The sequence below is a fragment of the Comamonas sp. Z3 genome (genome assembly GCF_008121565.1).
GTDB lineage: Bacteria > Pseudomonadota > Gammaproteobacteria > Burkholderiales > Burkholderiaceae_C > Comamonas > Comamonas brasiliensis.
Genome location: NZ_VOQU01000006.1, coordinates 410647 through 434614, shown reverse-complemented (window position 1 = coordinate 434614; position 23968 = coordinate 410647). Strand labels below are relative to the sequence as shown.

Annotated in this window: 21 protein-coding genes and 1 other RNA gene; 8 read left to right on the top strand and 14 right to left on the bottom strand. The window is 65.1% G+C overall.

All coding sequences use genetic code 11. The features are described 5' to 3' along the window. Positions 1-4: 4 nt before the first annotated feature. Entirely contained in the window at positions 5-283 is a 279-nt protein-coding gene (locus tag FSY59_RS19535) for a hypothetical protein (protein ID WP_148729106.1), read from the bottom strand. A gap of 1 nt (position 284) precedes the next feature. Further along, the gene (locus tag FSY59_RS19530) at positions 285-551 is read right to left on the bottom strand and encodes a DUF2164 domain-containing protein (protein ID WP_043375203.1); all 267 of its coding nucleotides are present in this window, start codon (positions 549-551) and stop codon (positions 285-287) included. 393 nt (positions 552-944) lie between these two features. Here FSY59_RS19530 and FSY59_RS19525 point away from each other — a divergent pair, with 393 nt between their 5' ends. Both FSY59_RS19525 and FSY59_RS19520 read left to right on the top strand, forming a co-directional pair. Beyond that, positions 945-1919 (top strand): quinone oxidoreductase, encoded by a 975-nt coding sequence (locus FSY59_RS19525; RefSeq protein ID WP_148729105.1) that lies wholly within the window; start codon positions 945-947, stop codon positions 1917-1919. 15 nt (positions 1920-1934) lie between these two features. Beyond that, positions 1935-2879 (top strand): LysR family transcriptional regulator, encoded by a 945-nt coding sequence (locus FSY59_RS19520; protein ID WP_148729104.1) that lies wholly within the window; start codon positions 1935-1937, stop codon positions 2877-2879. Between the two features lie 78 nt (positions 2880-2957). Here the strand turns inward: FSY59_RS19520 and FSY59_RS19515 are convergent, their stop codons facing one another. The 7 genes from FSY59_RS19515 to cysK all read right to left on the bottom strand — a co-directional run bounded on the left by FSY59_RS19515 (position 2958) and on the right by cysK (position 13694). Continuing rightward, positions 2958-4199, bottom strand: a complete 1242-nt coding sequence (locus tag FSY59_RS19515; protein ID WP_050874072.1) for a LuxR family transcriptional regulator — start codon at positions 4197-4199, stop codon at positions 2958-2960. A gap of 216 nt (positions 4200-4415) precedes the next feature. Next, positions 4416-5666 (bottom strand): TolC family protein, encoded by a 1251-nt coding sequence (locus tag FSY59_RS19510; protein WP_148729103.1) that lies wholly within the window; start codon positions 5664-5666, stop codon positions 4416-4418. A gap of 65 nt (positions 5667-5731) precedes the next feature. Further along, complete coding sequence (locus tag FSY59_RS19505; protein WP_148729102.1) at positions 5732-8830, bottom strand: efflux RND transporter permease subunit; 3099 nt, start codon at positions 8828-8830, stop codon at positions 5732-5734. Further along, entirely contained in the window at positions 8830-9897 is a 1068-nt protein-coding gene (locus tag FSY59_RS19500; RefSeq protein WP_148729101.1) for an efflux RND transporter periplasmic adaptor subunit, read from the bottom strand. The genes FSY59_RS19505 and FSY59_RS19500 overlap by 1 nt, the downstream gene beginning before the upstream one ends. A 78-nt stretch (positions 9898-9975) precedes the next feature. Next, on the bottom strand, positions 9976-10371 hold the full coding sequence (locus FSY59_RS19495; RefSeq protein ID WP_255439423.1) for a hypothetical protein: 396 nt from the start codon (positions 10369-10371) through the stop codon (positions 9976-9978). Positions 10372-10712: 341 nt separating this feature from the next. Next, positions 10713-12557 (bottom strand): ABC transporter ATP-binding protein, encoded by a 1845-nt coding sequence (locus tag FSY59_RS19490; RefSeq protein WP_003051166.1) that lies wholly within the window; start codon positions 12555-12557, stop codon positions 10713-10715. A gap of 216 nt (positions 12558-12773) precedes the next feature. Next, a complete protein-coding gene (gene cysK, locus FSY59_RS19485) occupies positions 12774-13694 on the bottom strand; it encodes a cysteine synthase A (protein WP_003051168.1) in 921 nt (306 codons plus the stop codon). 156 nt (positions 13695-13850) lie between these two features. Here cysK and FSY59_RS19480 point away from each other — a divergent pair, with 156 nt between their 5' ends. Further along, positions 13851-14792 (top strand): LysR family transcriptional regulator, encoded by a 942-nt coding sequence (locus tag FSY59_RS19480; protein WP_003051170.1) that lies wholly within the window; start codon positions 13851-13853, stop codon positions 14790-14792. A 174-nt stretch (positions 14793-14966) separates the two neighbouring features. Here the strand turns inward: FSY59_RS19480 and FSY59_RS19475 are convergent, their stop codons facing one another. The 3 genes from FSY59_RS19475 to FSY59_RS19465 all read right to left on the bottom strand — a co-directional run bounded on the left by FSY59_RS19475 (position 14967) and on the right by FSY59_RS19465 (position 18416). Then, positions 14967-16331: an amidase gene (locus tag FSY59_RS19475; RefSeq protein ID WP_148729099.1), complete on the bottom strand. Its 1365-nt coding sequence runs from the start codon at positions 16329-16331 to the stop codon at positions 14967-14969. 14 nt (positions 16332-16345) lie between these two features. Beyond that, positions 16346-17023 (bottom strand): DUF2848 domain-containing protein, encoded by a 678-nt coding sequence (locus FSY59_RS19470; protein ID WP_148729098.1) that lies wholly within the window; start codon positions 17021-17023, stop codon positions 16346-16348. A gap of 73 nt (positions 17024-17096) precedes the next feature. Further along, complete coding sequence (locus FSY59_RS19465; protein ID WP_050874070.1) at positions 17097-18416, bottom strand: MFS transporter; 1320 nt, start codon at positions 18414-18416, stop codon at positions 17097-17099. Positions 18417-18829: 413 nt separating this feature from the next. Between FSY59_RS19465 and FSY59_RS19460 the strand changes: the two genes are divergently transcribed. Next, positions 18830-18994, top strand: a complete 165-nt coding sequence (locus FSY59_RS19460) for a hypothetical protein (protein ID WP_223305621.1) — start codon at positions 18830-18832, stop codon at positions 18992-18994. On the opposite strand, the gene FSY59_RS19455 is transcribed toward FSY59_RS19460, so the two are convergent. After that, positions 18978-19892 carry a DMT family transporter gene (locus tag FSY59_RS19455; protein ID WP_043376924.1) on the bottom strand — a complete coding sequence of 305 codons (915 nt, stop codon included), beginning with the start codon at positions 19890-19892 and terminating at the stop codon, positions 18978-18980. The genes FSY59_RS19460 and FSY59_RS19455 overlap by 17 nt on opposite strands. Before the next feature lie 91 nt (positions 19893-19983). On the opposite strand from FSY59_RS19455, the gene FSY59_RS19450 reads away from it, so the two are divergent. Together FSY59_RS19450 and rnpB are read left to right on the top strand one after the other, a co-directional pair. Next, on the top strand, positions 19984-20808 hold the full coding sequence (locus FSY59_RS19450) for a helix-turn-helix domain-containing protein (RefSeq protein ID WP_003051188.1): 825 nt from the start codon (positions 19984-19986) through the stop codon (positions 20806-20808). 21 nt (positions 20809-20829) lie between these two features. Next, positions 20830-21190, top strand: an RNA gene (gene rnpB / locus FSY59_RS19445) — RNase P RNA component class A. 42 nt (positions 21191-21232) lie between these two features. On the opposite strand, the gene FSY59_RS19440 is transcribed toward rnpB, so the two are convergent. Continuing rightward, positions 21233-22015: a LuxR family transcriptional regulator gene (locus tag FSY59_RS19440; RefSeq protein WP_043375189.1), complete on the bottom strand. Its 783-nt coding sequence runs from the start codon at positions 22013-22015 to the stop codon at positions 21233-21235. Between the two features lie 136 nt (positions 22016-22151). On the opposite strand from FSY59_RS19440, the gene FSY59_RS19435 reads away from it, so the two are divergent. Further along, positions 22152-22637, top strand: a complete 486-nt coding sequence (locus FSY59_RS19435) for a DUF3237 domain-containing protein (protein ID WP_148729097.1) — start codon at positions 22152-22154, stop codon at positions 22635-22637. A 325-nt stretch (positions 22638-22962) separates the two neighbouring features. Next, positions 22963-23964 (top strand): tripartite tricarboxylate transporter substrate binding protein, encoded by a 1002-nt coding sequence (locus tag FSY59_RS19430; RefSeq protein ID WP_019042436.1) that lies wholly within the window; start codon positions 22963-22965, stop codon positions 23962-23964. Positions 23965-23968 lie beyond the last annotated feature (4 nt).

Below are 23968 nucleotides of genomic sequence, written 5' to 3'. Positions count from 1 at the left end.
CTTCTTATTCGCTGTCCAGCCGTTCTTGCGACAGCTCTTGTTCGAACAAGGCATGGCCTTTGGCCCAGCCGCCACCCCAGATCAGATCCATGGTCCCGGCCAGAGCTTCCAGGCGCGGTTCGTCGAGGTCCGAGCGCGCATGCTCGGCCTGAAAAAGGCGGTAGAGCGCGGCCTGGGTCATGCCTTCATCCCTGAGTGCCTGGGCCAGCGCCACCAGCGTCGCCGCAGGCGGAGGCGGCTGGTCTGGCCGCAGAGCTGCCTGCAGGCGCCGGGCGGGCATCATCTCAGCGCCTGCCAGCGCGCTTGGCCGTCCAGTAGCTGAATTCCTCCTTGCCCACCTCATAGTCCAGCTCCTGCAGCCTGGCCTGCAGGTTCTCCTGCACATCGGCCACGGCACGGTTGTAGATGCTGGGGCCTATTTCCGCGAGAAAGAAATTCAGCAGGGCACCGGATTGCATATTGCCTATGGGCTCGTCCATGTTTTCGCGGAAATAGCGTTCTATGGAGGCAATGGCCTGCTGCTGTGCGTGTTTGGGGAGTTCTATGCTCATCGATCAAGCGTTCCTGTGAATTTCTGGCGCTTCAAGCGTCTGATGGACAAGGATTATTGTGGCGTATCGTGCTTCATCGGCTCCGGAGCGAGCGGTGCTGCAAGTCGTTGTATTTCTGGCTGCCTTTGCTGCCGCAACAGTCTGTGCCTGCGCGGGCCTGGCATGCAGACCTTCATGGATGGACGCGGGCTCGGCGCTCTTGTTCAGGCAGGCCGCGACGTCGCCTCGCGGCTGGCGATGGGCCAAGAGTGCCTGATTCTGGCTGTCGGCCCTGGTGCATGTCAGCATGCAGATATTGCTGCATCGCATGCACTTATCATGTGCATGCGCTCATGTTGATGCACGCAGATGGCATGAATACGATGGTTTCTTCATCATTCCCAAGGAAAAGCCATGCCCCTCGCCATTCGAATCTACCGCTCAGGTGCGCCCGAAGTGATGCAGCTCGAAGCGCTGGATCTGCCGTCGCCAGGGCCGGGCGAGGTTCTGCTCGAGCAGACTGCCATCGGTGTCAATCCTCTGGATGTCAGCCAGCGCAAGGGCCTGGTCCCGATTGCATTGCCTTCGGGATTGGGTCTGGAGGGTGCGGGGAGCGTGGCCGCAGTGGGTGCGGGAGTCCCGGGCCTGAAGGTGGGGGATCGGGTCGGCTACGCCACCGGTCCGCTGGGTGCCTATGCCAGTGCGCGCCTGTTCCCTGCCGGTCGCCTGGTCAGGCTTCCGGACGCACTCGGGGATGACGCTGCTGCGTCGGTCCTGTTCAAGGGCATCACGGCCCAGTATCTGCTCAAGACCACCGGCCAGGTGAAGCAGGGCAGCCGCGTGCTGATCTATGGCGCTGCGGGGGCGCTGGGGCAGCTGATGTGCGCCTGGGCAAAGCACCTGGGAGCCCAGGTACTGGGCGTCGTCTCCAAGCCGGCCAGCGTGGAGCGCGCCAAGGCGGCAGGCTGCGACCAGGTGTTTGTCTTCGACGCGCAGTCGCTGCCATCCCAGGTGATGCAGGCCACGCAGGGGCACAAGGTGGACGTGGTCTACGACCCCATCGGAAAAGACACTTTCTCCGCTTCGCTGGACTGCCTGCGGCCCAGAGGGCTGATGGTGTCGTTTGGCGCCACCTCGGGCTTGCCGCCGGCCGTCGAGCCGGGAGTGCTCAATGCCAAGGGTTCGCTGTTTCTGACCCGCCCTTCGCTGGCCGCACATACGGCAACGATAGAGGAGTACCAGAGCCGCGCGCAGGACGTGCTGGATGCCATCGCCGCCGGCATACTCAGGCCCCACGTCTGGAAAAGCTACGCGCTCAAGGATGCCGCTGCGGCGCACGCGGACCTGGAGCAAGGCCGCTCGCAAGGATCGATCATCCTCACTCCCTGAATCGCCACAGACACCATGCACATACTCGACAGTCAGCGCACGGACGAGCTCGCCACGCTGCTCGCACTGGCAGAGCAGGGTTCATTTGCCGCTGCGGGACGGTCTCTCGGGCGTCATCCTTCGGTGCTCTCCAAGCGCATGCAGGCGCTCGAGCGAAGACTGGGTGTGCGGCTGGTGGAGCGCACCACGCGCCAGCTGCATTTCACCAGCGAAGGCCTGCGGCTGGTCGAGAAGGTGAGTCAGGCCAGCCACCTGATTCGGGAGGCGGAGCAGGAAGCGGCGCAGGGAGCTCAGGAAACGCGAGGACGCCTGCGCCTGTCCATACCCGCGTCGATGGGGCGGCGCTGGATCAGTCCCATGCTGGCCGAATTTTCCCTGGCCTATCCGGAGGTCGTGCTCGAAGTGGAGTACAGCGACCGCATCGTGGACCTCGTGGGAGAGCGTTTTGATGCCGCCATACGCATCGGCCATCTGTCGGACAGCCGGCTGGTGGCCACGCGACTGTGCGAGCAGTACCGTCTTCTGTGTGCATCCGCCCGCTATCTCGAGCGCCACGAAGCACCCCGCAGACCCGAGGATCTCGCCCGTCACAACTGTCTGGGCTACACCGGTCTGCTGGATTTTCCGCAATGGCGGCTCGTCAGGCCCGCAGGCAGGCGCTCAGCCAGGGTGGTCGAATCGGTGCGCGTCAGCGGTTCCATGCTCAGCAACGACAATGAAGCGCTGCTTCATGCAGCCCTCAAAGGTGTGGGCATCATCGCCGGCAGCGACTGGCACCTCGTGCCCTCCATCCATGCCGGAGAGCTCGTCCGCATATTGCCGCAATGGACATTGGGGGAAGCCGGCGGCATCTACCTGGTGCGCCCATCGGGGCAGTACAACACGGGCGCCATGAAGGCGTTCAAGCCATGGATGACCGAGGCCTTTGCGGCAGCGCCCTGGCGGCCCGCAGATCGCTGAGGAACCTTGCCTGTCCCGCTGCTCCAGGGCGATGAGGGCGGGCTGCACAAGGCCTGGGGCGCGGCTGCTGCGCGAGGGCTAGGTGCCGCTCTTGCTTCCCAGCCAGGCCGCGCTATTGAGAAAGAAGCGCACCAGCTCGCTCTGGCGACGGGCGCCGGTCTTGGAGAAGATGGAGCGCAGGTGAGCTCTTGCGGTATTGAGGCGGATGCCCAGCGCTTTGGCGGCCTCCTCCAGCGTCAGGCCATGGGTCAGCTGGATCACCAGCGCGGTCTCCGCCGACGTGAGCTGAAACAGCTGCTGGGCCAGATGCGCGGACGGATCGGCCTTGCCATCGGTGTTGCGCATGAACACCGCGACGCAGGGACGACTCTTGGCCTCTGCTTTTTCATCCGAGGAAATGCTCTGTACGACAAGCCCCCAGTTGAGCTGACCCGAAGGACGCGCAATCGAGATGCCTTCGGTCATGACCGAGGTCGATGTCCGGGAGGACAGCAAGGCATCCTTGATCAGGCGCTGGAGCTTGCGGTTGTCGCTCGCATATTCAGCCTCCAGCATGCCGCCGGAGATCCGGATGCCGTCCTGAGCATCGAGAATGCCTTTGGCCGCAGGATTGCTTTCCAGCAAGTGAGCATTCTGGTCCAGGATGACGACACCGACCATCAGGCGCGCCGTGACGCTGCTGTACAGCGACATGACCTGGCGGTCATGGTGCAGCGCCAGATGCATGTTCAGCGCACGGCGGATATGCGGCATGATCATGCGCCCCAGATCCAGATCCCTCTGGCTGAAGGCGGGTTCCGACTCGGGACGCGTGATCCGCAGGCCGTAGACACTGCCATCGGTGGTCACGATATCGGCAGCCATTACATGGAAAATATTGTGCACACGGCACCAGTCCTTGTAATAGACGCTGCTGCGCCATTCGCTTTCGGACATCAGGTCCGGAATGGTCTTGAATTGCTCCTTGGGCATGCCAAGGAACGGACTGTGCTCGCTGTAGACGTCGTGCGTAAGCAAGTCCTTGAGTCCTCCGGATGCGGTGATCGTCAAACCGATATTGTCGCCCTCGGTCTGGCGGATGATCAGCACGGCAAAATTGCTGCGCATATGCGTGCGAATCACTTCCAGGCAAGACACCCAGGCTTCCGGCAGGGAAGCCGCGTCATAGAGGTGATTGATGAATTCGCTGAAACGCTCCGCGCTGATCAGCTCTTCGGTCGCCGGGCTCTGAATGGCGGATAGCGGGCCATCCTTGATTGCAAAACTCGTGGAAGCTTGTGCGTAATCGATGGGTTTCAGTTTGCCGTAGGTGGGACTCATTGCGTTGACCTCTTGCTGCATCGCATTATCAGCGTCTCATTGCCCGGCTTCGATTTGCAAGACTTCATCCATGGTGTCATCAGTGCTCCCTGGCTCCGGCGCTGGCCAGGACGAGCCGGCCGCAATTGGCAGGGCCGACATTCTCGCTCCTGGCCCGGCCGGCAGCGGCAGCCACAGGTGCGGGCACACGCAGGCACCGCACTGCCTGGCGAGACATCAATCGTCAAAGTCCCAGAACTCATGCAGGTCCAGGCGCAGGCGGCTGTCGCTCTCCAGCGTGTCCACGCGTGCCATGCGCTCGGCCAGCACGGCGTCGGCAAGCACGCGGCGCGCAGCCAGCAGCTCGGCCAGGCCGGACTCGCCGGCACGATAGGCACGCATTGCGCGGTCGGTCGCGCTGCGCTGGAGCGTCGCCGCACGGACCTGTGCCGCGGCGGCAGCACGCCTGCCATTCAGCTGGCTCCAGAGCACATCGAACTCCGCACCCAGGCGTCTGGCTACCGCCAGGCGACGCGACAGCGCTGCATCGGCATCGGCCAGCGCTGCCGCAGCCTGGGACTGCCGATAGGCGGAGCCCAGTGGCAGACTGATGCTGAGGCCTGCAATGCGCTCGGCACCGCCGCGCTCGCTGCTGGCAAACACACCGATCGTGGGGTCGGGGTGGCGCTCGAGATCCGTGCGGCGGGCCTGGTGCAGCGCCAGAGTCTCCTCGGACAGGGCCAGCAGATGCTCATGGCTGTGCTCTATGTAGCGTGAGCGCAGCTGAGCCTCCGATCCGCTCGGGAGTGCGGGCAGCGCGCTTGCGTCGATTGAAATGCCGGCCAGAGGGCAGAGGTCGGGAAAGCGTGCGCAGAGCTCGGCCCGCGCCGAGGTCTGCGCGGCCTCTGCTGCGGCCAGCGCAGCCTGCATGCGGGCCTGTTCGGCGGCAGCCAGCTCGGCTTCAAGTCTGGCTGCATCGCCCGCGCGCAGGCGGCGCTCGGTGACGCGCGCCAACTCTGCAGCAGCATCGGAATTGTCCTGCGCCGCCTGGCGGGCCTGAGCCGCGCGCAGAGCCGAAAACCACAAGGCCAGCAACTGGCGTGCCGTCTCGTGTCGGGCATCTTGCGCTGCCAGCAGGCCGGTGGCCCGGGTTGCCTCGGCCAGCTCGGCGTCGACAGCGGCCTTGCCCCAGAGTCGCAGCGGTCGCTCCAGGGCAATCTGGCCTTCGGTAAAACGCTGGCCTGAGCCGTCATGCGTCCAGCGGCGCTGGCCGGAGGCGCGCACCACGGTTTCATGTGATCCCGTGCGCAGGCCGTCGGCGCGGGCTCGGGCCGCGCGTGTTACCGCCTCGGCCGCCTGCACTGCCGGTGACTGGTCCACGGCCATGCGCACGGTGGCTTCGGCAGGCAGATAGCTCTGAGCCTGGGCCGCACCCGCAAGCAGCAGAGCGCAGGCACAGGCACAGGCATGAAACAGGGAGTTCTTCATAGACATACCCGGGAAATGGAAATTGAAATTGCCTAGGGATCTTGGGCACAAAGCGTTTGCCGCATTCATGGGCGCACCTCCTTGGCGCTGCGTGCCAGGCCAAAGCGTTCGAACAGCAAGGGCAGCAGCAACAGGGTCAGTGCCGTGGAGCTGATCAGGCCCCCGGCCACGACCACGGCCAGCGGGCGCTGGATTTCCGAGCCCGGACCGGTAGCCAGCAGCAGCGGGACCATGCCCAAAGCCGTGATGCAGGCCGTCATCAGCACCGGCCTCAGGCGGTCACGCACGCCCTGGCGTACAGCCTGGGCCAGTTCCATCCCCGATGACAGCAGCGCGTTGAAGTGCGAAACCAGAACTACGCCGTTGAGCACGGCAATGCCCAGCAGTGCAATAAAGCCCACGGAGGCGGGGACCGACAGATATTCGCCACTAAGGCGTAAAGCGGCCATGCCGCCCACCAGCGCGAACGGGATGTTGGCGATGACCAGCAAGGCTTGTCGCGTCGAACGGAAGGTGAGAACCAGTAACACGAAGATGGCCGAGAGCGCCACAGGCACGACCAAGGCCAGACGTGCGGCCGCGCGTTGCTGGTTTTCGAACTGGCCGCCCCAGACAATGCGCAGATTCTTGAGGTCGGGGTCGGCATTCACCAAGGCCTGGGCCTCGCGTACAAAGCCTGCGAGATCGCGCCCCTCGACATTCACCTGGACCACGGCAAAGCGTGCTCCGTCCTCATGGTCGATACGTACCGGACCGTCCTGAGGGGAGAGTGTCGCGAGAGAGGTGACTGGCCAGACCGTGCCGTCGGGTGCGGTCACCAGCAGGCTTGTCAGGCCTTCCGGTGACTGCCGCAGCGCTGCTGGACCACGCAGCAGCAGCGGCGTGCGCGCCATGCCTTCGGGCACGATGCCGATACGCTCGCCCTCTACCAGTGCACGTAGCTGGGCCTGCAGGGCATCACCGGAGAAACCGGACTGACCGAGTGCTGCGCGATTGAGCACGACCTGCAGGTATTGCACGCCGCTGTTGCTGGGTGCAATCACTTCGGAGGCGCCGGGGATGCTGCGCATGCGCGCAGCAATTGCCTGGGCGGCGGCGTCTATCCTGGCCAGGTCGGCGCCGAAGATCTTGATGGCCACGTCGCCGCGCGCACCGGTCAGCATCTCGGATACGCGCATCTCGATGGGTTGTGTGAAGCCGTAGATCAGGCCTGGAAAACCCTCCATCACGCGGCGGATGGAATCGGCGATGTCCTCCTTGCTGCCGCGCCATTCGGCGCGAGGCTTGAGCACCAGAAAGGTGTCGGTCTCGTTGAGACCCATGGGGTCCAGCCCCAGATCGTCCGAGCCCGTGCGCGCCACGATGGAGCGGATTTCCGGAACGCCTTCGAGCAGCGCTTGCTGCACGCGCTGATCCATATCCAGCGATGCGGGAAGCGAAATCGACGGAGCTTTCTGCAACTGCACGATGAGATCGCCTTCGTCCATGGTCGGCATGAAGGTCTTCCCCACGGACAGATACAGGGCCGCCGCGCCGGCGAGCGTCGCTACCGCGAGACCGAGTACCGTGCTTCGGTGCGCGAGGCTCCAGGCCTGCATCCGCGCAAAGCCGCCTGCCAGCCTTCGCATCAGCCAGGGCGCATCGTCGGCATGTGAGCGCAATACCAATGAAGCCAGCGCCGGAACGACGGTAAATGCAATGAGTACAGAAGCACCCAGGGCCAGGACGATGGTCAGCGCAACCGGCGCAAACAGCTTGCCTTCCAGGCCTTGCAGCGACAGCAGCGGCAGGAAAACAATGGCGATGATGGAAACGCCCGCCAGCATGGGAGCCGACACGGCCGACACTGCATCCCGAATCAAGGCGAAGCGGTCCTCGGCTGTTGCCGCAGATCCGCCTTCCTGCCGCTGAGCCAGTGCGGTCTCAATGTTCTCCACCACCACCACCGAGGCGTCCACCAACATGCCCAAGGCAATCGCCAGACCACCCAGGCTCATCAGATTGGCTGTCAGGCCCACATAGTGCATGAGCAAGAATGTGCTCAGCATGGACAGCGGAAGCGTAGCCGCCACCACCAGCGCAGCACGCAGGCCACCGAGAAACAGATAGAGGATGACGACCACCAGCACACTGGCTTCGACCAAGGCGCGCATGACGGTGCCAGCGGCGCGCGAGACCAGCTCGCCGCGGTTGTAGAACACCTGGGTGCTCATTCCCTCGGGCAGGCGCGGCGCCAGTTCGTCGAGTCTGGCCTGCACGGCGTCGACCAGGCGGCGAGCATCCACGCCGCGCAGGCCCAGCACCAGTCCCTGTACCGCCTCGCCCTGCCCGTCGCGGCTCACGGCCCCATTGCGCGTGGCCTCGCCCAGGCGCACAGTGGCCACATCACCTACCGTGGCGGCCGCCTGTGCATTGCTGGCCGGCACGACCACCACTGCACGCAAATCGTCGAGCCCGCGGACCCCTCCCTCCACGCGCACCACCCAATGTTCCTCGCCACGATCCAGCCGGCCTGCTCCGTCGTTGCGGTTGTTGGCCTCTAGCGCCTGACGCAGCTGATCCAGCGTCACGCCGCGCGCGCGCAGCCGCGCCGCGTCCGGAATCACCTCGTAGCCGCGCACCACGCCGCCCAGGGCATTCACGTCGGCAACGCCCGCAACAGTGCGCAGTGCCGGTCGTATCACCCAATCGAGCACATAGCGGCGTTCGGCCAGCGAGTGGCTCTCGCTGTCAATGGTGAACATGAACATCTCGCCCAGCGGCGTGGTGATGGGAGCCAGCCCCCCTTCGGCCGTGGCGGGCAGATCACGCTGCAGGCCGGCCAGGCGCTCGGACACCTGCTGGCGTGCCCAGTACACATCCGTGCCTTCCGAGAAGTCCACGGTCACGTCGCTGATGCCGTACTTGGAGACCGAGCGCACGATGGTCTTGTGCGGCAGGCCCAGCAGTTCCTGCTCTACGGGCGTGGAGACGCGCTGCTCTACCTCCTCGGGCGTCATGCCCGGCACCTTGAGGATCACCTTGACTTGGGTGGGCGAGATATCGGGAAAGGCATCAATGGGAAGTTGCACATAGGCCCAGGCGCCAGCGAGCGCCAGGGCCGCTGCAGCGAGCAGCACCAGAGCGCGCTGGCGCAACGAGAAATCGATCAGCTTGGCCAGCATTACTCACCTCCGGACAGCAGGCTTTTGAGTGCAGCGATGCCTGCCACCGCAATCTGCGCCCCGGCCGGCAGCCTGCCGCGCACCACGGCAGTCGCCTCGTCCCGAGTCTCCACCGACAAGGCCGTGAAGCGCATGCTCTGTCCTGTTTCTATGAATACACCGCTCTGGCCTTGCCAGTACACCAGTGCCGCCGCCGGGATGCGCAGACGGTCTGCGGCATTGGCCTGCGCCTTGCCCGTGCCAGACTCCTTGAGCGTCAGCATGGCCGTGACACTCTCGCCCAGACGCAGATCGCCGTTGTTGCTCAGCGCCACGCGCACGCGCATCCCCGCGCTGCCGTCCCCCACGGGCGCAATGCCCTCGACACGGCCTGTGGCGGCGCGCGTGGCAACCTGCACACGGTCGCCCACAGCGGGCAGCGGAACCTCGCGACCGAGCAGCAGATCCAGTTCCAGCGCCTTGGGGTCAGCCACTCGCACCAGCGCTGCCGAAGCCTCGACGCGCGTGCCGGGCTGGACCATGACTTCGGTCACAATGCCCGCGCGCGGCGCCAGCAACTGTGCCTCCTTGCCATCCATCTTCACGCCGCTGGCAGCCAGTTCGGCGCGTCTGGCCTGGGCCATGGCCGCCGCTTCGACAGCGTGCGCCTGGGTTGTCTGCCAGCGGCTGGCGGCGATGATGCCGTCGTCATGGAGCATCCGGTCGCGCGTCAGGGCCTGCTGCGCCAGCCGTGACTGCGACTCGGCTTGCGCCACTGCGCGACGCGCTTCATAGAGCTGTGGACTGGCAAATGTCGCCACGGGCTGGCCGGCTCGCACGGACTGGCCCACCGCGACCAGCACGCGCGGCAGCATGCCGGCATAGGGAGCTGCAACCACGACCTGGGCATCGGGTCTCAGCAGCACACGCGCATGGGCCGAAACATTGAGTTCGCCAGAACTCTTGATGGATTGAAAGCGCACGCCCAAGGTACGCGCCTGCTCGGGGGATAGGGGCACGGCCTCGGCGGCCATGCCTGTGACTGGCAGCGCAAGTGCGCCAGCCAACAGCCATTGGTACAAGTACATTCCTGACTCCGGAAAAGGAAAAGACATGCATCCATGCGCAGGCACGGATGCTGACCAGCCTGTGAAAGGCTTGGGAGCTCAGGAAAATTGAGGCGGAGCTTGGGCCGGAGACGGCCGGATGATGCGACCGCGCCAAGGCCAAAGCCTGTGCACGGGTTTCGGGCGCGGTACGGGTCTGGCGGCAATGCAACGCATGCGCGACGCACGCAGACCCCAAGTCAGCAGAGCCAGGCCAATGATGGCCAGCAGCGGAGCCGCCAGCAGATCCAGCGGTTGCAATGCGTTCTGCACATCCACTTCAAAGGGCTCGGCTTGAGCCTGAGGGGCAGGGTGGTCGCTGCGAGAGTCGTGTCCGGTGAACAGATGGAAATGAGAATCAGCAATTCTGGAGGGTGTCGCGTGCACGTGCAGGCCGGATTGATTCGGAGTCCCGAAGTGGCCGTGCAGCAGCGGAATCAGCAGTTGCGCTGCCATGATCAGCAGCAGCAATGCGCTCCGCAGAGAAAGTCTCTGGATGGCACGCGACATGCGGTCGATTGTAGCGCTGCGACTGTCGGTGCAACAGCGCAATCCATTGATCAGGATTAGACATCCCGCCGATAAACGGCCGGCCTTTCAGCGGGCAGGGCCATCCGCAGCAGCGCCTGCAGCGATGGCTCAGGCTCGAGAGCATGGTGTCGTGCCGGCCATTGCATGGCTGCTGCAGCGCAGTCAAAAAAGGGGAGCCAAGCGCCCCTTCGAATTGCCGGTGCCCTTATGAAAAGAGCCGAATGCGCCGCATATCAAGCGCTGCAAGCCATGCCGGCTGGGCCGGTCTATTGCACGGCCTCGTCCTGGTCGGCCAGAAAGCCGCCGCTCTGGTGTGCCCAGAGCTTGGCGTAGATGCCGCCGTGCTGCAGCAGTTGCTGGTGCGTGCCTTCCTCCACGATATGGCCTTCGTTCATCACGATCAGGCGATCCATGGCCGCGATGGTGGACAGGCGGTGGGCAATGGCGATCACGGTCTTGCCGTCCATCAGCGAGTCCAGGCTTTCCTGGATGGCGGCTTCCACCTCGCTGTCCAGCGCGCTGGTGGCTTCGTCGAGCAGCAAGATGGGCGCGTCCTTGAGCATCACGCGTGCAATCGCCACGCGCTGGCGCTGGCCGCCCGAGAGCTTGATGCCGCGCTCGCCGACCTGGGCGTCGTAGCCGCTGCGGCCCTTGAGGTCGGTCAGCGTGGCGATGAAGTCCGAAGCCTCGGCCTTGTCGGCAGCGGCGTGCATGTCGGCTTCGCTGGCATCGGGGCGACCGTAGAGGATGTTGTCGCGCATGGAGCGGTGCAGCAGCGAGGTGTCCTGCGTCACCATGCCGATGGCGCTGCGCAGGCTGTCCTGCGTCACGCCGCGGATGTCCTGGCCGTCGATGGTGATGCGCCCGCTTTGCGGCTCGTGAAAGCGCAGCAGCAGATTGACCAGCGTGGACTTGCCAGCGCCCGAGCGTCCGATCAGGCCGATGCGCTCGCCGGGGCGGATGTGCAGGTTCAGATGGTCCAGCACCTTTTTGCCGCCCGCCTTGTAGCCAAAGCTCACATCCTCGAAGGCAATCGCTCCTCGCGTGACCTGCAGCGGCTTGGCGTCGGGTGCATCGACGATGGTGCGCGGCTTGGTCAGCGTGGTGATGCCGTCCTGGATGGTGCCCACGTTCTCGAACAGGCCCGTCATCTGCCACATCACCCAGTGCGAGTAACCCATCAGCCGCAGCGCCATGGCAATCACGGCCGCCACCACGCCGGCGGAGGCCTGACCTTGCGTCCACAGATAGAGCGCCGTGCCGCCGCTGCCCAGCAGCAGCAGGGCAATCATCAGGTGGTTGGTGATTTCGAACAGGCTGACCAGACGCATCTGCGCATAGCCCGTGGCCTTGAAGGCCTCCATGGCATTGCGCGCATATTCGGCTTCGCGGCGCGTGTGGGCAAACAGCTTGACGGTGGCGATATTGGTATAGGCATCGGTGACGCGGCCCGTCATCATGGAGCGCGCATCGGCCTGCTCCTTGCCGATCTGGCCCAGGCGTGGCACGAAATAGAAGCAGGCAGCGGCATAGGCGACGAACCACAGCGCAAACGGAATCATCAGCCGCCACTCGAAGCTGGCGGCCAGGATCAGAATGCCGATCATGTAGACGCCCACGCCCACAAACACGTCCACCACCATGAACACCACTTCCCGCACCGACAGCGCGGTCTGCATGATCTTGGTGGTGATGCGGCCGGCAAACTCGTCCGCATAGAAGGACATGCTCTGGCCCAGCATCAGCTTGTGGAACACCCAGCGCAGCCGCATGGGGAAGTTGATGGCCAGTACCTGGTGCATCACGGTGGTGTGCAGGGCCAGCAGCGCCACGCTGCCGAGCAGGATGGCGGCAATGCCCTGCACCGTGGCCTGCTGTTCGGCCCAGAAGTTGGCGGGCGAGACCGTGCCCAGCCAGTCCACCACGCGGCCCATGATGGCGAACAGTACGGCTTCATAGGCGGCCAGCAGGGCCGAGGTAAGGGTCATCAGGCCAATCCAGCCGCGCATGCCCTGGGTACAGGCCCAGACAAAGGCAAAGAATCCCTTGGGCGGAACCTTGGGCTCCTGGCCGGGATAGGGGGCTACCTGTTTTTCAAAAAATCGGAACAAGATGGAAATACTCCCGTGTCATGCTTGTGGCATATCTTGTCCCCATGGTAGGGGAGTGCCCTGGTTTGGTGTCAAGCGGACTCGATGACCGCTTGTCCCATGGGCCATTGGCATGGGCCGATGAGCGCGCGGCGAACTCGGGCTATGCGCGAGGTGTGCGGCGGGCATGAAAAACGCCGCATCTTGTGCGGCGTGGCAGGAAAGCGCGCGGCGCGATCAGGCGTTGGGCAGGAAGCCTTCCACCGACAGATAGCGCTCGCCCGTGTCGTAAGCAAAGCCCAGCACCCTGGCGCTGGGCGGCAGCTCTGGCAGCTTCTGGGCAATGGCGGCCAGCGTGGCGCCCGAGGAGATGCCGACCAGCAGGCCTTCCTCGCGAGCGGCGCGGCGCGCGTATTCGCGTGCGGGCTCGGCTTCCACCTGGATCACGCCGTCGAGCAGGCTGACGTCCAGATTCTTGGGCACAAAGCCGGCGCCAATACCCTGGATGGGGTGGGGCGCGGGCTGACCGCCGGAGATCACGGGCGAGGCCGCGGGCTCCACCGCATAGACCTTGAGGTTGGGAAACTTGGCCTTGAGCACCTTGGCCACGCCGGACAGGTGACCGCCCGTGCCCACGCCGGTGATGAAGGCGTCGAGGCCGTCGGGGAAGTCGCGCAGGATTTCCTGGGCCGTGGTGGCCTCATGCACGGCCACGTTGGCGGGGTTCTCGAATTGCTGGGGAATCCAGGCTCCGGGCGTCTGGGCGGCCAGTTCCTGGGCGCGGGCGATGGCGCCCTTCATGCCTTTTTCCTTGGGAGTCAGGTCAAAGGATGCGCCATAGGCCAGCATCAGGCGGCGGCGCTCGATGCTCATGCTCTCGGGCATGACCAGGACCAGCTTGTAGCCCTTGACGGCCGCGACCAGGGCCAGGCCCACACCGGTGTTGCCGCTGGTGGGCTCGATGATGACACCACCGGGTTTGAGCGCGCCGGATCTCTCGGCGTCTTCCACCATGGACAGCGCAATACGATCCTTGATGGAGCCACCTGGGTTGCTGCGCTCGGACTTGATCCAGACGTTGGTATTGCTGCCGAACAGACGGTTGATGTGAATGACGGGCGTGTCGCCAATCGTTTGCAGAATGTTGTCAGCTCTCATCGGACCTCCGCGAATAAGGGGTGGTGGGACAGTGGATCGCAGCGCAGGATGTCTGCGCAGACACAGAGCATTGTGCACGCAAGCGTTCTGCGAATGGGCTATATCGATATGACCCGAAAAGTGGGCAAGGCAGCGGGCGGTGATTAACATCGCCCCATGAATCTACGGTTTCTGGAAACCTTTGTGCTGCTGGCCGAGCTGCGCAACTTCCGCATGACGGCCGAGCGGCTGTTCACCACACAGGCTGCCGTCTCCAGTCGCATCGCCACGCTGGAGCAGGAGTTCGGCGTGCGCCTGTTCGACCGCGGCGTGCGCGAGGTCACGCTCACGGCCGACGGCGCCAAGGCCCTGGTGCATGCCGAGCGCATGCTCAGGCTGATGCGCGAGATGCGCGAGGACATGCTGGACAAGCAGGCCTATGCGGGCGTGATCCGCATCGGCGCCATCGAATCCATCGTGCACAGCTGGTTCCCCGACTTTCTCGCGCTGCTGCAGCAGCGCTATCCGCGCCTGCAGGTGGAGATCGCCTGCGACACCACCATCCATATGTCGGAGCAACTGCTCAAGGGCCAGCTCGATGTCTCGCTGCAGGCCAAGCCCGTGTCCGGCGGTGCCATTGCCAATCTGTCGCTGGGCGAGTTCGCCATGGCCTGGGTGGGCAGCCCCAAGCTGGGCATAGGCGACGAGACCCTGAGCCTGGCCGAGCTGGCGGCTTTTCCCATCATGAGCTTTGCGCGCGGCTCCGAGCCGTATGCGGTGATCGAGCAGCTGTTCAGCGCCGAAGGCAACGCCTCGCCGCACATGAACTGCATTGCCTCGGTGGCGACCATGATCCGCGTGGTCTGCGACGGCCTGGGCGTGGCGGCCGTGCCGCCGGCCATCATCCAGCGTGAGCTGGCCGAGCAGCGCCTGCGCCTGCTGCGCGTGGATCGCGAGTTCCCCTCGCTGCCGCTGGTGGCCTGCTGGCGCAACGATCACCAGAACCCGCTGGCTGAAACCGTGGTGCGCGCCGCCGAAGAGGTGGCCACGGCGTTTGCGCTGAACCACGGCCAGGCCGTGGCGCGGCTGCCGGGCGCCCGTCTGGCAGGGGACGCTTAAAGCGCAGGAGCAGGCACAGCTGGTGCTGGCACCAATGCCTGCCGAGCCTGGGGGTGTGCCTCATACTGAATAAAAAAGGAGCTGCTACCGCCTGTTGCATATAGATTTCAGAGTGTTTTCTGTCTGAAATCGTTTGCAGTAAAGCGTTAGCAGCTCCTATTTTTTACTCGGCAATCAGGCTTGGGCGAGCAAGGCCTCGACGGCCAGTGCCACCGACAGCAGGCGTTGGTCCTGAGCGGCCGTGCCGGCCAGGCTCAGGCCCACGGGCGCTTCGCCCGGGCGGTGGCAGGGCAGGGACACCGCGCAGCCGTCGAGGAAGTTGATCAGCGTGGGATTGCGCAGCATCAGCCCGTTGGCCGCGAAATAGGCTTCGTCGCTGGCCTCAAGCTCGGCAATCTTGGGCGCGATCACGGGCACCGTGGGCATGAGCATCAGGTCGTGATCGGCCATCTGCGCCTGGACGCGGGCAATCCACTGCTGGCGGCGCGCCAGCAGCTCGATATAGTCGGCCGCGCTGATGTCCTTGCCGCGCAGAATGCGCGTGCCCACGCGCGGATCGTATTCGGCCAGGCGGCCGGCGCCGGCGATATGGCTGCGGTGCCAGGCCCAGGCCTCGGCGGCGGTGAAGCCGCCCTTGGCATTGATCTGCGCAAGCTCGGAGAAGGGCGGCACCACGGCCTCGGTGATCTGCACGCCGGCCGCGTACAGCAGCGACAGCGCACGCTGCCAGGCCGCGGCCACGGCGCTGTCCATGCCGTCCAGCACCACATTCGTGGGCGTCAGCAGGCGCAGGCCCTGCAGCGAGGCCGCGCGCAGTTCGCCCTGCGATTCGCCCGACAGCACCGCGTCCAGCGCGGCGCAGCAGCGCACGCTGGGCGCCAGCGGTCCGATGGAGTCCAGATTGGCAGACAGCGGCAGCACGCCCTGCATGGGCACGCGGCGCGCCGTGGGCTTGAAGCCGGTCAGGCCGCACAGCGCCGAGGGAATGCGCACCGAGCCGCCGGTGTCCGAGCCGATGGCGGCCAGCGCCATGCCGTCGGTCACCGAGATGGCCGCGCCCGAGGACGAGCCGCCGGGAATGCGGCCGCCGTCGTTTTCCCGCTGCCAGGGATTGCGCGGCGTGCCGTAGTGCGGATTCAGCCCCAGGCCCGAGTAGGCGAACTCGGTCATATTGGTCGTGCCCACGATGACCGCGCCCGCGCGGCGCAGGCGCTGCACGACTTCGGCCGTCTGCGTGGCGGGTGCGGCATCGGCCAGCAGCCTGGAGCCGCCCAGCGTGGGGTGGCCCGCGATGTCGAACAGATCCTTGACCGAGATGGGCAGGCCTTCGAGGGGCGAGCGTGCCAGGCCAGCCGCGCGCAGCGCATCGCTGGCGCGGGCTTCGGCCAGGGCCTGCTCGGGCAGCACGCGGGTGAACACGCGCGGGCCTTCGCCTTGCGTGGCGCGCTCCAGTGCCTGCTCGGCCAGTTGCACGGCGCTGGTCTGGCCTTGGGCCAGGCGCTCGGAGACCTGGTCCAGGCGGGGAGAGACTGACGTCATGGGTAGCTCCGTGTTCAGGCGACGATGTCCAGCAGCTCACTGCGGTAGCGGTGGCGGATGCTGCGCTGGCTGCGCGGGTCGTACAGCTCCATGGCGAACTGCGTGGCAGGGCGTATGCCGCCGATGGCGGCCATGGTGCCGCAGGTCATGCCACTGCCTTCGGGCAACTGGCTCTGGCCGCCGGTGTAGCGCGCGATCAGGTCCTGGGGCGTGCGCAGGCTGGCCAGCGTGCCTTCCTGGTACAGCACTTCGCGGCCGTCCTCCACGATCCAGGAGCGCAGGATCAGCTCGTCCCAGTGGCCGGCCACATCGGCGAAGCGCCAGGCCTGAGTGGCCACGGGCTTGATGCAGGCCTGCTTGGAGAAGGCAACGCTATAGGCTTCGAGCTTGCGGTCGGTGTGGTCCGAGGCCAGGCTCACGAACATCTCGCCGCCATGGCTGAAGACGAAGACCTCGGCCTCGCCCGAGGAGTCCGGGCCGAGCACTTGCAGCGTGCTGCTCTGGCTCAGCTGGTTGCTGGCGATGCGGTAGTACAGCGGCACGGCGCTGGGGCGCGGAATGCCGAGCGCGGCCAGCTCCTCGATGTGGTGCTCGATGGCCGCATGGTCGCGTCCGGCCCAGCCGGCGACGATCAGGGTGTCGAAGATGGGGGCCAGGGTCTGGCCTTCGGGGGTGGTGAATTGCAGTTGCATGGCGGAAAGCTCAAAAAGGGGAAGGCGGGGCCTTGGCCCCGCATGGCGGCGCTGCGCAGGCAGCGTCAGGAGGTCACTGCTTCTTGACGAAGAGCACGACCAGGAAGGCGGCGAGGAACTCCAGCGCGGCCACGAAGTACAGCCCCGAGGACAGCGAGCCGGTGCTGGTCTTGAGCGCGCCGATCATGTAGGGCGCCACAAAGCCGGCCAGGTTGCCAACGGAGTTGATGAGGGCGATGCCGCCGGCGGCCGCCGTGCCGGCCAGAAAGGCCGAGGGAATGGACCAGAACACGGGGAAGGCGGCGAGGATGCCGACGGAGGCCAGCGTCAGCGCGCACAGGGCCAGCACGGCGTTGTGCAGGAACATGCCGGTCAGGATCAGGCCTGCTGCGGCGATCAAGGCGGCGATGGCGCTGTGCATGCGGCGCTCGCCGGTCTTGTCCGAATGCATGCCGTTCCAGACCATGGCCAGCGTGCCCGCGAGAAACGGAATGGCCGAGATCAGACCGATCTGCAGATTGTTCTGGATGCCGATCTCCTTGATGATGGACGGCGACCAGAAGGCGATCGTGGCGTTGCCGCTGACGATGCAGAAGTACACGGCAGCGCACAGCCAGACGCGGTAGTTGCGGCAGGCATCGGCGAAGGAATGCTGCTTGTGGCCTTGCTGGCTTTCCTCGGCCACGGCGGCGCTGACGGCGCGCTGCTCGGCTGCGCTCAGCCACTTGGCGTTCTCGGGTTTCTCGGGCAGCCAGGCCAGCACGAAGAAGCCGGCGATCACCGAGGGAATGCCTTCAAGAATGAACAGCCATTGCCAGTTGGCCAGATGGCCCACGTCCTGCATGCCGTTCATGATGGCGCCTGCGATCGGGCCGCCCACGGCGCCGGCGATGGCGAACGAGGTCATGAACAGGCCGTTGATGCGGGCGCGGTGGCGGGCCGGGAACCAGTAGGTCAGATACAGCACCACACCGGGGAAGAAGCCCGCCTCGACCACGCCCAGGATGAAGCGCAGCACATAGAACATGGTGGGCGTGGTCACATAGGCCATGGCCATGGACGCCACGCCCCAGAGGATGGTGATGCGCGCCAGTGTCTTGCGTGCGCCGATCTTCTCCAGCAGCAGGTTGCTGGGCACTTCGAACAGGAAGTAGCCGATGAAGAAGATGCCGGCACCCAGGCCGTAGACAGCCTCGCTGAACTGCAGGTCCTGCAGCATCTGCAGCTTGGCGAAGCCGACGTTGACGCGGTCTATCCAGGCCAGGACAAAGAGAAAGACCAGAAAGGGGATCAGGCGCCAGGTGATCTTGCGGTAGGTGGCGTCCATGTCGGGGTGCGCGTGCGCACCGGCATGGCCGGCAAGAGGGTGGGTGGCGGAAGCCGGGCTGCTCATGGGAGTCTCCTGTATGCGAAAGTGCAGCGGGCACATGGGGCGCTTTTGCTGGCGCTCCTGTGTGTCTTGGAACAGTGGAATGCGGCGCGGGCCGGTGTTCCTGTGGCGGCAGTATCGAAAGGCAGCGAGGGGCTGTCCAACAAGAAATTCTGAGCGGCCCTGAATGCAAATTCTTATGAGCAGAGGTGGTGCGGGCTGTGCACCGGCATGAGGCAGGCGTGCACCGATAAGGCGCGGGAAAACCCTAGGATCTATGCGCGCCGGATCGCGCTGCCGGGCCGCTCAAAACCCCGGTCGGCGCCTGGTGCCGGAGATTGCTGATTGATTCACATCAAGTCCTGGGGAGATGGTGTTTCCCCTCGGGCCTGCAATCGGGAACAATGAGGCAAAGTCTGTTTGAGGGAGGACTGCTCTTGCTCACGTTCAACACAATTCTGGTGCTGCTGGGGGTCTGTTGCGTAGGCCTGCTGGTCGGCTTTTCCTGGCGCGAGCAGCGCTGGGGCCCCTGGGTCATGCTGGTGTTCGTGGTGAGTCTGCTGTCGCTGATGAGCTACGCGATTCTCAATCTGCTGCTTTAGCACCGCAGGCCAGGGAAGGCCGCGCGCGCAGCGGGGCCTTCCAGAGCTCGGCCAGCAGCAGACCGGCAATCGTCATGATGCCGCCCACGGCGTGGTAGCCCGCCAGGGGCTCGTTCAGGGTGAATGCCGCGATCAGGGCGGTGAAGACCGGGATCAGATTGAAGAACATGCTCGATCGCCCGGGCCCCAGCGTCTGCACCGCCTTCATCCACAGCAGCGGCGCGGCGATGGAGGCCATGATGCCGGCGTAGCCCACCAGCGGCAGGTTGCTGGCGTCAAGCCCGGTCTTGGGCGAGAAGAGATACAGCGGGAACTGCACGACCACGGCAACCAGCACCTGCAGATACAGCAGCTGCACCGTGGCTAGGCGCGGCATGGGCCAGCGCTTGAGCAGGATGTTGTAGACCGCATAGGCCAGCATGGCCAGGAACATCATGGCGTCGCCCAGGTTCAGGCCCTCGGAAGCCAGATGGCTGAGCCGGCCCGATGAAACCACCAGCGCGACTCCCACAATGGCCAGCAACGAACCCCAGATGCCGCCATGCGTCAGCGGCTGGCCCAGCATGAACACGGCCAGGGCCAGCACCAGCATGGGCGTGAGCGAGCCGATGATGCCCATGTGCGTGGCCGTGGTGAAGTGGGCGGCGTAGTAGGCCAGGCTTTGGTAGATGACCATGCCCAGCACGCCCAGCACGACGATCCGTGGCAGCAGGGGCTTGATGTCGGCGCGCTGGCGCCAGATCGAGGGCAGGACGAAGGGCGTGAAAAGCACGGCCGCCACCAGCCAGCGGAAGAACCCGATCTCGGCCGCGCTGATGCTGTCTGCGGCCAGCTTGCTGACCACGGTGTTGACCGACCAGATCAGCACCGCGCCCAGTGGTAATAGGTATGCACCCATATGAAACTCCTTGAGGTGCTTATGATGCGCTTGACGTATTTGAAGCGCATTGCTGATTTCAGACATTTCATAACTCAAGCCGGACGAACCCATGCCCGCCTCTGCCCCGACTCCCGGCCCGGCCGCCAAGCGGTATGCCGTACAGATACTGGACACCGACAAAGTGCCTGGCAGCTATTACTTCCGCTATGACGAGTTCGGCGAACACAGCGAGGCCCCGTCGCACAGCCACCGCTGGGGGCATCTGAACTATGCGGCCCACGGCAGCCTGAACATGGATGTGCCCAGCGGTCATATCCTGTGCCCGCCGCAGCATGGGGTGTGGATTCCGCCTGGCGTGGTGCACAGCTGCTATCTGCAGCATGCGGTGCAGTACCGCTCCGTCTATCTGGCCCCCGATCTGTGTGCGGACCTGCCGCAGACGGCGGGCTGCATGCGCCTGGGACCTATCGTCAAAGCCGTGCTGGCGGACTTTGGTGCCAGGGGCGTGCAGATCCCGGTGACGGACGCCGATCTGCGGCTGGCCCGGGTGGTGCATGACCAGTTGCGAGCCACGCCGCTGGAGCTGAGCTTTCTGCCCGTGGCCCGGCATCCCGCGCTGGTGCAGGTGCTGGACGCCATGCAGTCGCGCCCCGACGACCACCGTAGCCTGGCCGAATGGGCCGAGACCGTGCACATGACGGAACGAACCCTGGCCCGCCACTGCCAGCGCGAGCTGGGCATGAGTCTGGGGGAATGGCGCCAGCGCATGCGCTATCTGCAGGCGATCGACGCGCTGGAGGCCGGCCACACCGTGCAGCGCATCGCCTATGACATGGGTTACAGCACGCCATCGGCCTTTATTGCGATGTTCCAGCGCGAATCAGGCCTGCCGCCCGAGCAGTTCAGGCGCGAGTTCTGTGCAAGTTCTTTCTGAACGCGGGATAATGCGCGCCGTGAAGTGCGCCAGACCGCCGCTGGTACTAGCCGAAAGGCCAACGCTTGCGTTGGGTCGAAAGACCGTACTGGAGGAACGTCCGGACTGCATAGGGCGGCGTAGCAGCTAACAGCTGTCCACCGTGAGGTGAGGATCAGAGCAACAGAGACGAGTCTGGCAGGAGTGCCGCAAGGCAGACCAACCAGGGTGAAACGGGCAATCTCTACGCGCAGCAATACCAAGTAGGCACACGTTGACGGGGCCCCCGGAGTGTGCGGGTAGGTAGCACCGAGCCATCAGGCGACTGATGGCCAAGATTAATGGCGGTCACATGGCGGGCAACCGTTGTGCACAGAATCCGGCTTATCGGCGCACTTCACACTTTCTTCCTCGGCCGGGCACAGCACCGGCGAATCCCCGGCATTCACTCCACCATCAGCGCGAACAACTGGTGGCGGTGGTGGATATCGAGCCGCGCAAAGGCGCGGTTGCGATAGGTCTTCACGGTGGCTGCGCTCAGCCCGAGATCGGCCGCAATGCCGTCCTGGGTCATGCCGCGCAGCAGGCGCAGGCAGACCTCGAGTTCACGCGCCGTCAGACCCGGTGCCAGCTCGCGCAGTCGAGCCGGCCATCTCTCATCTCCGGCAGCCATGTCCGCCGTCAGCGCCAGGTGCTTGTGCGTCAGAGCCATCAGGGCGCTGGACAGGTCCGCGAAGTCGCTCAGATGCCGGTCGGCAAAGGGTTTCTGGTGCGCATGGCGATAGAGGTTGACGGCAAACACCGAGCCGTCGGCACCGGGCTCGGCAATCGAGATGCGCTCAGCCACGCCATGCGCGTCATACACGCACTGGCGATGCAAGGGCGTGACCTCGTTGGCCTGCACATGGACCAGATTGCGCGCGCCTGGTGTATGCATATGTCCGGGCCATTCCTGGCCCCAGCTTCTGTCCTCGTGCTGGGGTCCCGAGAGATAGGCGCTCCAGCACTGGCGCGTGGTGTCCGCAATGCCCTGGGAGGCCGATAGAAACAGCCGCGGCCGGTAGCTGCCGATGCGATACACCGACAGCGAGGCCGTGGGCGCGATGGCGCTCAGCTGCTCCAGCGCGGTCTGGGCAAAGCAGCTCTGTCCCAGATGTTCCACCAGACCGGCCAGCAAGGCGCTGGCCTGGGCCATGCCGCTGGCCTGGGCCATATCACTGGCCGGCATGGCGTCAGTCGTCGAAGGTAGCTTCCAGGTTCTCATCGGTGTGTCTTGGCGTGGGCTGTCATCTTCTTGGGGGACAGCGAAATCTTCAACAGTGCTTACGCTCATGTCCCTGTGCCTAGACATCGCAAGGAGAGCAATGCTGTCGCCAAACCATGATTTCCAGATTGCCGCTCCAGGGCTGCGCCACTTTGCCGAATTTCGCGTGCAGGTGGGGCCGGCGCAGGAGGTGGGAGAAACGACACGTGGCTTGCGGCGTGTGATTCCCATCGTCGGCGGCCAGGTGCAGGGAGAGGACTGGTCGGCGCGTGTGCTGCCGGGCGGGGCCGACTTCCAGCTGCTGGTCAGCGAGGAAGTGGCCGAGCTGGACGCGCGCTATGTCATCGAAACCGACGGCGGCGATCTGATCTATGTGAGCAACCATGCCTTGCGCACCGGGCCGGCCGAGCTCATGCAGCGTCTGCGCCGCGGCGAGAGCGTCGATCCCTCGGCGATCTACTTTCGCTGTGCGCCGCGCTTTGAAACGGCCTCCAAGCGCTTTGCCTGGCTGGGGCAGCGCCTGTTCGTGGGTGCGGGAGCGCGCTTTCCGGAGCACGTCGTCATGCGGTTTTTCGAAGTGCTGTGAAACAGCATCGCAACAAGGAGACAAAAACATGAAAGTACTGCAAGCCCAGAACCAGCCCGGACCCGCTTTAGAACGTGTTCACGATCTCTACGCAGCCGCGTTGGAGCGCAATCGGGATGAGTTCGAAGCGATGGCTCGCCGCTTGCACCGGGGTGCAAGCAAGAGTCAGCGCGCAGCAAATCGCCCGATTGCGCTCCAACCCTGCGGGACAGCGGCTTTGCGGGCGGTCTGCGGCGTTGCGAATCCTCGCAATAGCGCGGCTATTGCTGCGGTATCGCGCCTTGCATCCCATCCCGCAAAGCCTCTGTCGCGGCACGAGGAAATCGTGAACACGTTCTTGGCACGGGCCTGGCGACGTCGGCTGCTGGCCCTGGCACTGCTGGCCGGCGGCAGTGCAGCCCTGGGCGTCGCTCAGGCCCAGACGGCTTATCCGAGCAAGACGGTGCGCATGATCGTGGGCTTTCCGGCGGGCACGGGACCCGATGTAGTGGCCCGGCTGCTGGCACAGAAGCTTTCCGAAGCATGGGGCGGCGTGGGCGTGGTGGTGGACAACAAGCCCGGTGCCGCCGGCCTGATCGCAGCCAGCGAGGCGGCGCGTGCACCGGCCGACGGCTACACCATCATGCTGGCCGAGACCGGACAGCTCAGCATTGCGCCCAATACCTACCAACGACTTGCCTACCAACCGCGCAAGGATTTCGCCCCCGTCAGCCAGGTGGTGAGTTCCGACTTCGTGCTGCTGGTCAATCCCGAAAAGGTCAAGGCGCGCAACGTCAGGGACTTTGTGGCCTGGACCCGGCAGCAAAACGGCTTGTTCATGGCCACTTTCGGAGCGGGCACGCCGGGGCATTTCGGGGCCTATATGTTTGGCGATGCCGTGCAGTCCAAACCCGAGGTGGTGCACTACAAGAGCACTTCGGATGCCTTGAGCGGCATTTTCAGCGGCGATGTGCAGGGCGTGTTCGCTTCCTCCGGCATGGCGATCCCGCAGGTGCGTGCCGGCAAGCTGGTGGCCCTGGGAAGCACGGGCAGCGCGCGTGTGGAGCAGTTGCCCGAGTTGCCGACCATGAAGGAGCAGGGCTTTGGCAACCTGGAGTTCAGCTCCTGGTTCGGCATCGTGGCGCCCGCCAGGACACCCGCGGACGTGGTGAGCAAGCTCAATGCCGATCTGCTCAAGGTCCTGCAATCGGGCGACGGCAGGGCGCGGCTGCAGGAGGCAGGCTTCAGGGTCACGGGCACCAGTGCGCAGCAGTTTGCCGACATCATTGCTGCCGATACCGTCAAATGGGGCAAGGCAGTGGCTGCGACGGGCTTCAAGGCGGATTGAGCGG

Excerpts from the sequence above, each read along its gene's own strand:
- FSY59_RS19470 (WP_148729098.1), bottom strand. The coding sequence starts at position 17,023 with ATGCAACTGCAATTCACCACCCCCGAAGGCCAGACCCTGGCCCCCATC.
- FSY59_RS19530 (WP_043375203.1), bottom strand. The coding sequence starts at position 551 with ATGAGCATAGAACTCCCCAAACACGCACAGCAGCAGGCCATTGCCTCC.
- FSY59_RS19480 (WP_003051170.1), top strand. The coding sequence starts at position 13,851 with ATGAATCTACGGTTTCTGGAAACCTTTGTGCTGCTGGCCGAGCTGCGC.
- FSY59_RS19520 (WP_148729104.1), top strand. The coding sequence starts at position 1,935 with ATGCACATACTCGACAGTCAGCGCACGGACGAGCTCGCCACGCTGCTC.
- FSY59_RS19495 (WP_255439423.1), bottom strand. The coding sequence starts at position 10,371 with ATGGCAGCGCAACTGCTGATTCCGCTGCTGCACGGCCACTTCGGGACT.
- FSY59_RS19475 (WP_148729099.1), bottom strand. The coding sequence starts at position 16,331 with ATGACGTCAGTCTCTCCCCGCCTGGACCAGGTCTCCGAGCGCCTGGCC.
- FSY59_RS19440 (WP_043375189.1), bottom strand. The coding sequence starts at position 22,015 with ATGCCGGCCAGTGATATGGCCCAGGCCAGCGGCATGGCCCAGGCCAGC.
- FSY59_RS19500 (WP_148729101.1), bottom strand. The coding sequence starts at position 9,897 with ATGTACTTGTACCAATGGCTGTTGGCTGGCGCACTTGCGCTGCCAGTC.
- FSY59_RS19455 (WP_043376924.1), bottom strand. The coding sequence starts at position 19,892 with ATGGGTGCATACCTATTACCACTGGGCGCGGTGCTGATCTGGTCGGTC.
- FSY59_RS19525 (WP_148729105.1), top strand. The coding sequence starts at position 945 with ATGCCCCTCGCCATTCGAATCTACCGCTCAGGTGCGCCCGAAGTGATG.
- FSY59_RS19450 (WP_003051188.1), top strand. The coding sequence starts at position 19,984 with ATGCCCGCCTCTGCCCCGACTCCCGGCCCGGCCGCCAAGCGGTATGCC.
- FSY59_RS19535 (WP_148729106.1), bottom strand. The coding sequence starts at position 283 with ATGATGCCCGCCCGGCGCCTGCAGGCAGCTCTGCGGCCAGACCAGCCG.
- FSY59_RS19505 (WP_148729102.1), bottom strand. The coding sequence starts at position 8,830 with ATGCTGGCCAAGCTGATCGATTTCTCGTTGCGCCAGCGCGCTCTGGTG.
- FSY59_RS19510 (WP_148729103.1), bottom strand. The coding sequence starts at position 5,666 with ATGAAGAACTCCCTGTTTCATGCCTGTGCCTGTGCCTGCGCTCTGCTG.
- FSY59_RS19465 (WP_050874070.1), bottom strand. The coding sequence starts at position 18,416 with ATGAGCAGCCCGGCTTCCGCCACCCACCCTCTTGCCGGCCATGCCGGT.
- FSY59_RS19435 (WP_148729097.1), top strand. The coding sequence starts at position 22,152 with ATGCTGTCGCCAAACCATGATTTCCAGATTGCCGCTCCAGGGCTGCGC.
- cysK (WP_003051168.1), bottom strand. The coding sequence starts at position 13,694 with ATGAGAGCTGACAACATTCTGCAAACGATTGGCGACACGCCCGTCATT.
- FSY59_RS19515 (WP_050874072.1), bottom strand. The coding sequence starts at position 4,199 with ATGAGTCCCACCTACGGCAAACTGAAACCCATCGATTACGCACAAGCT.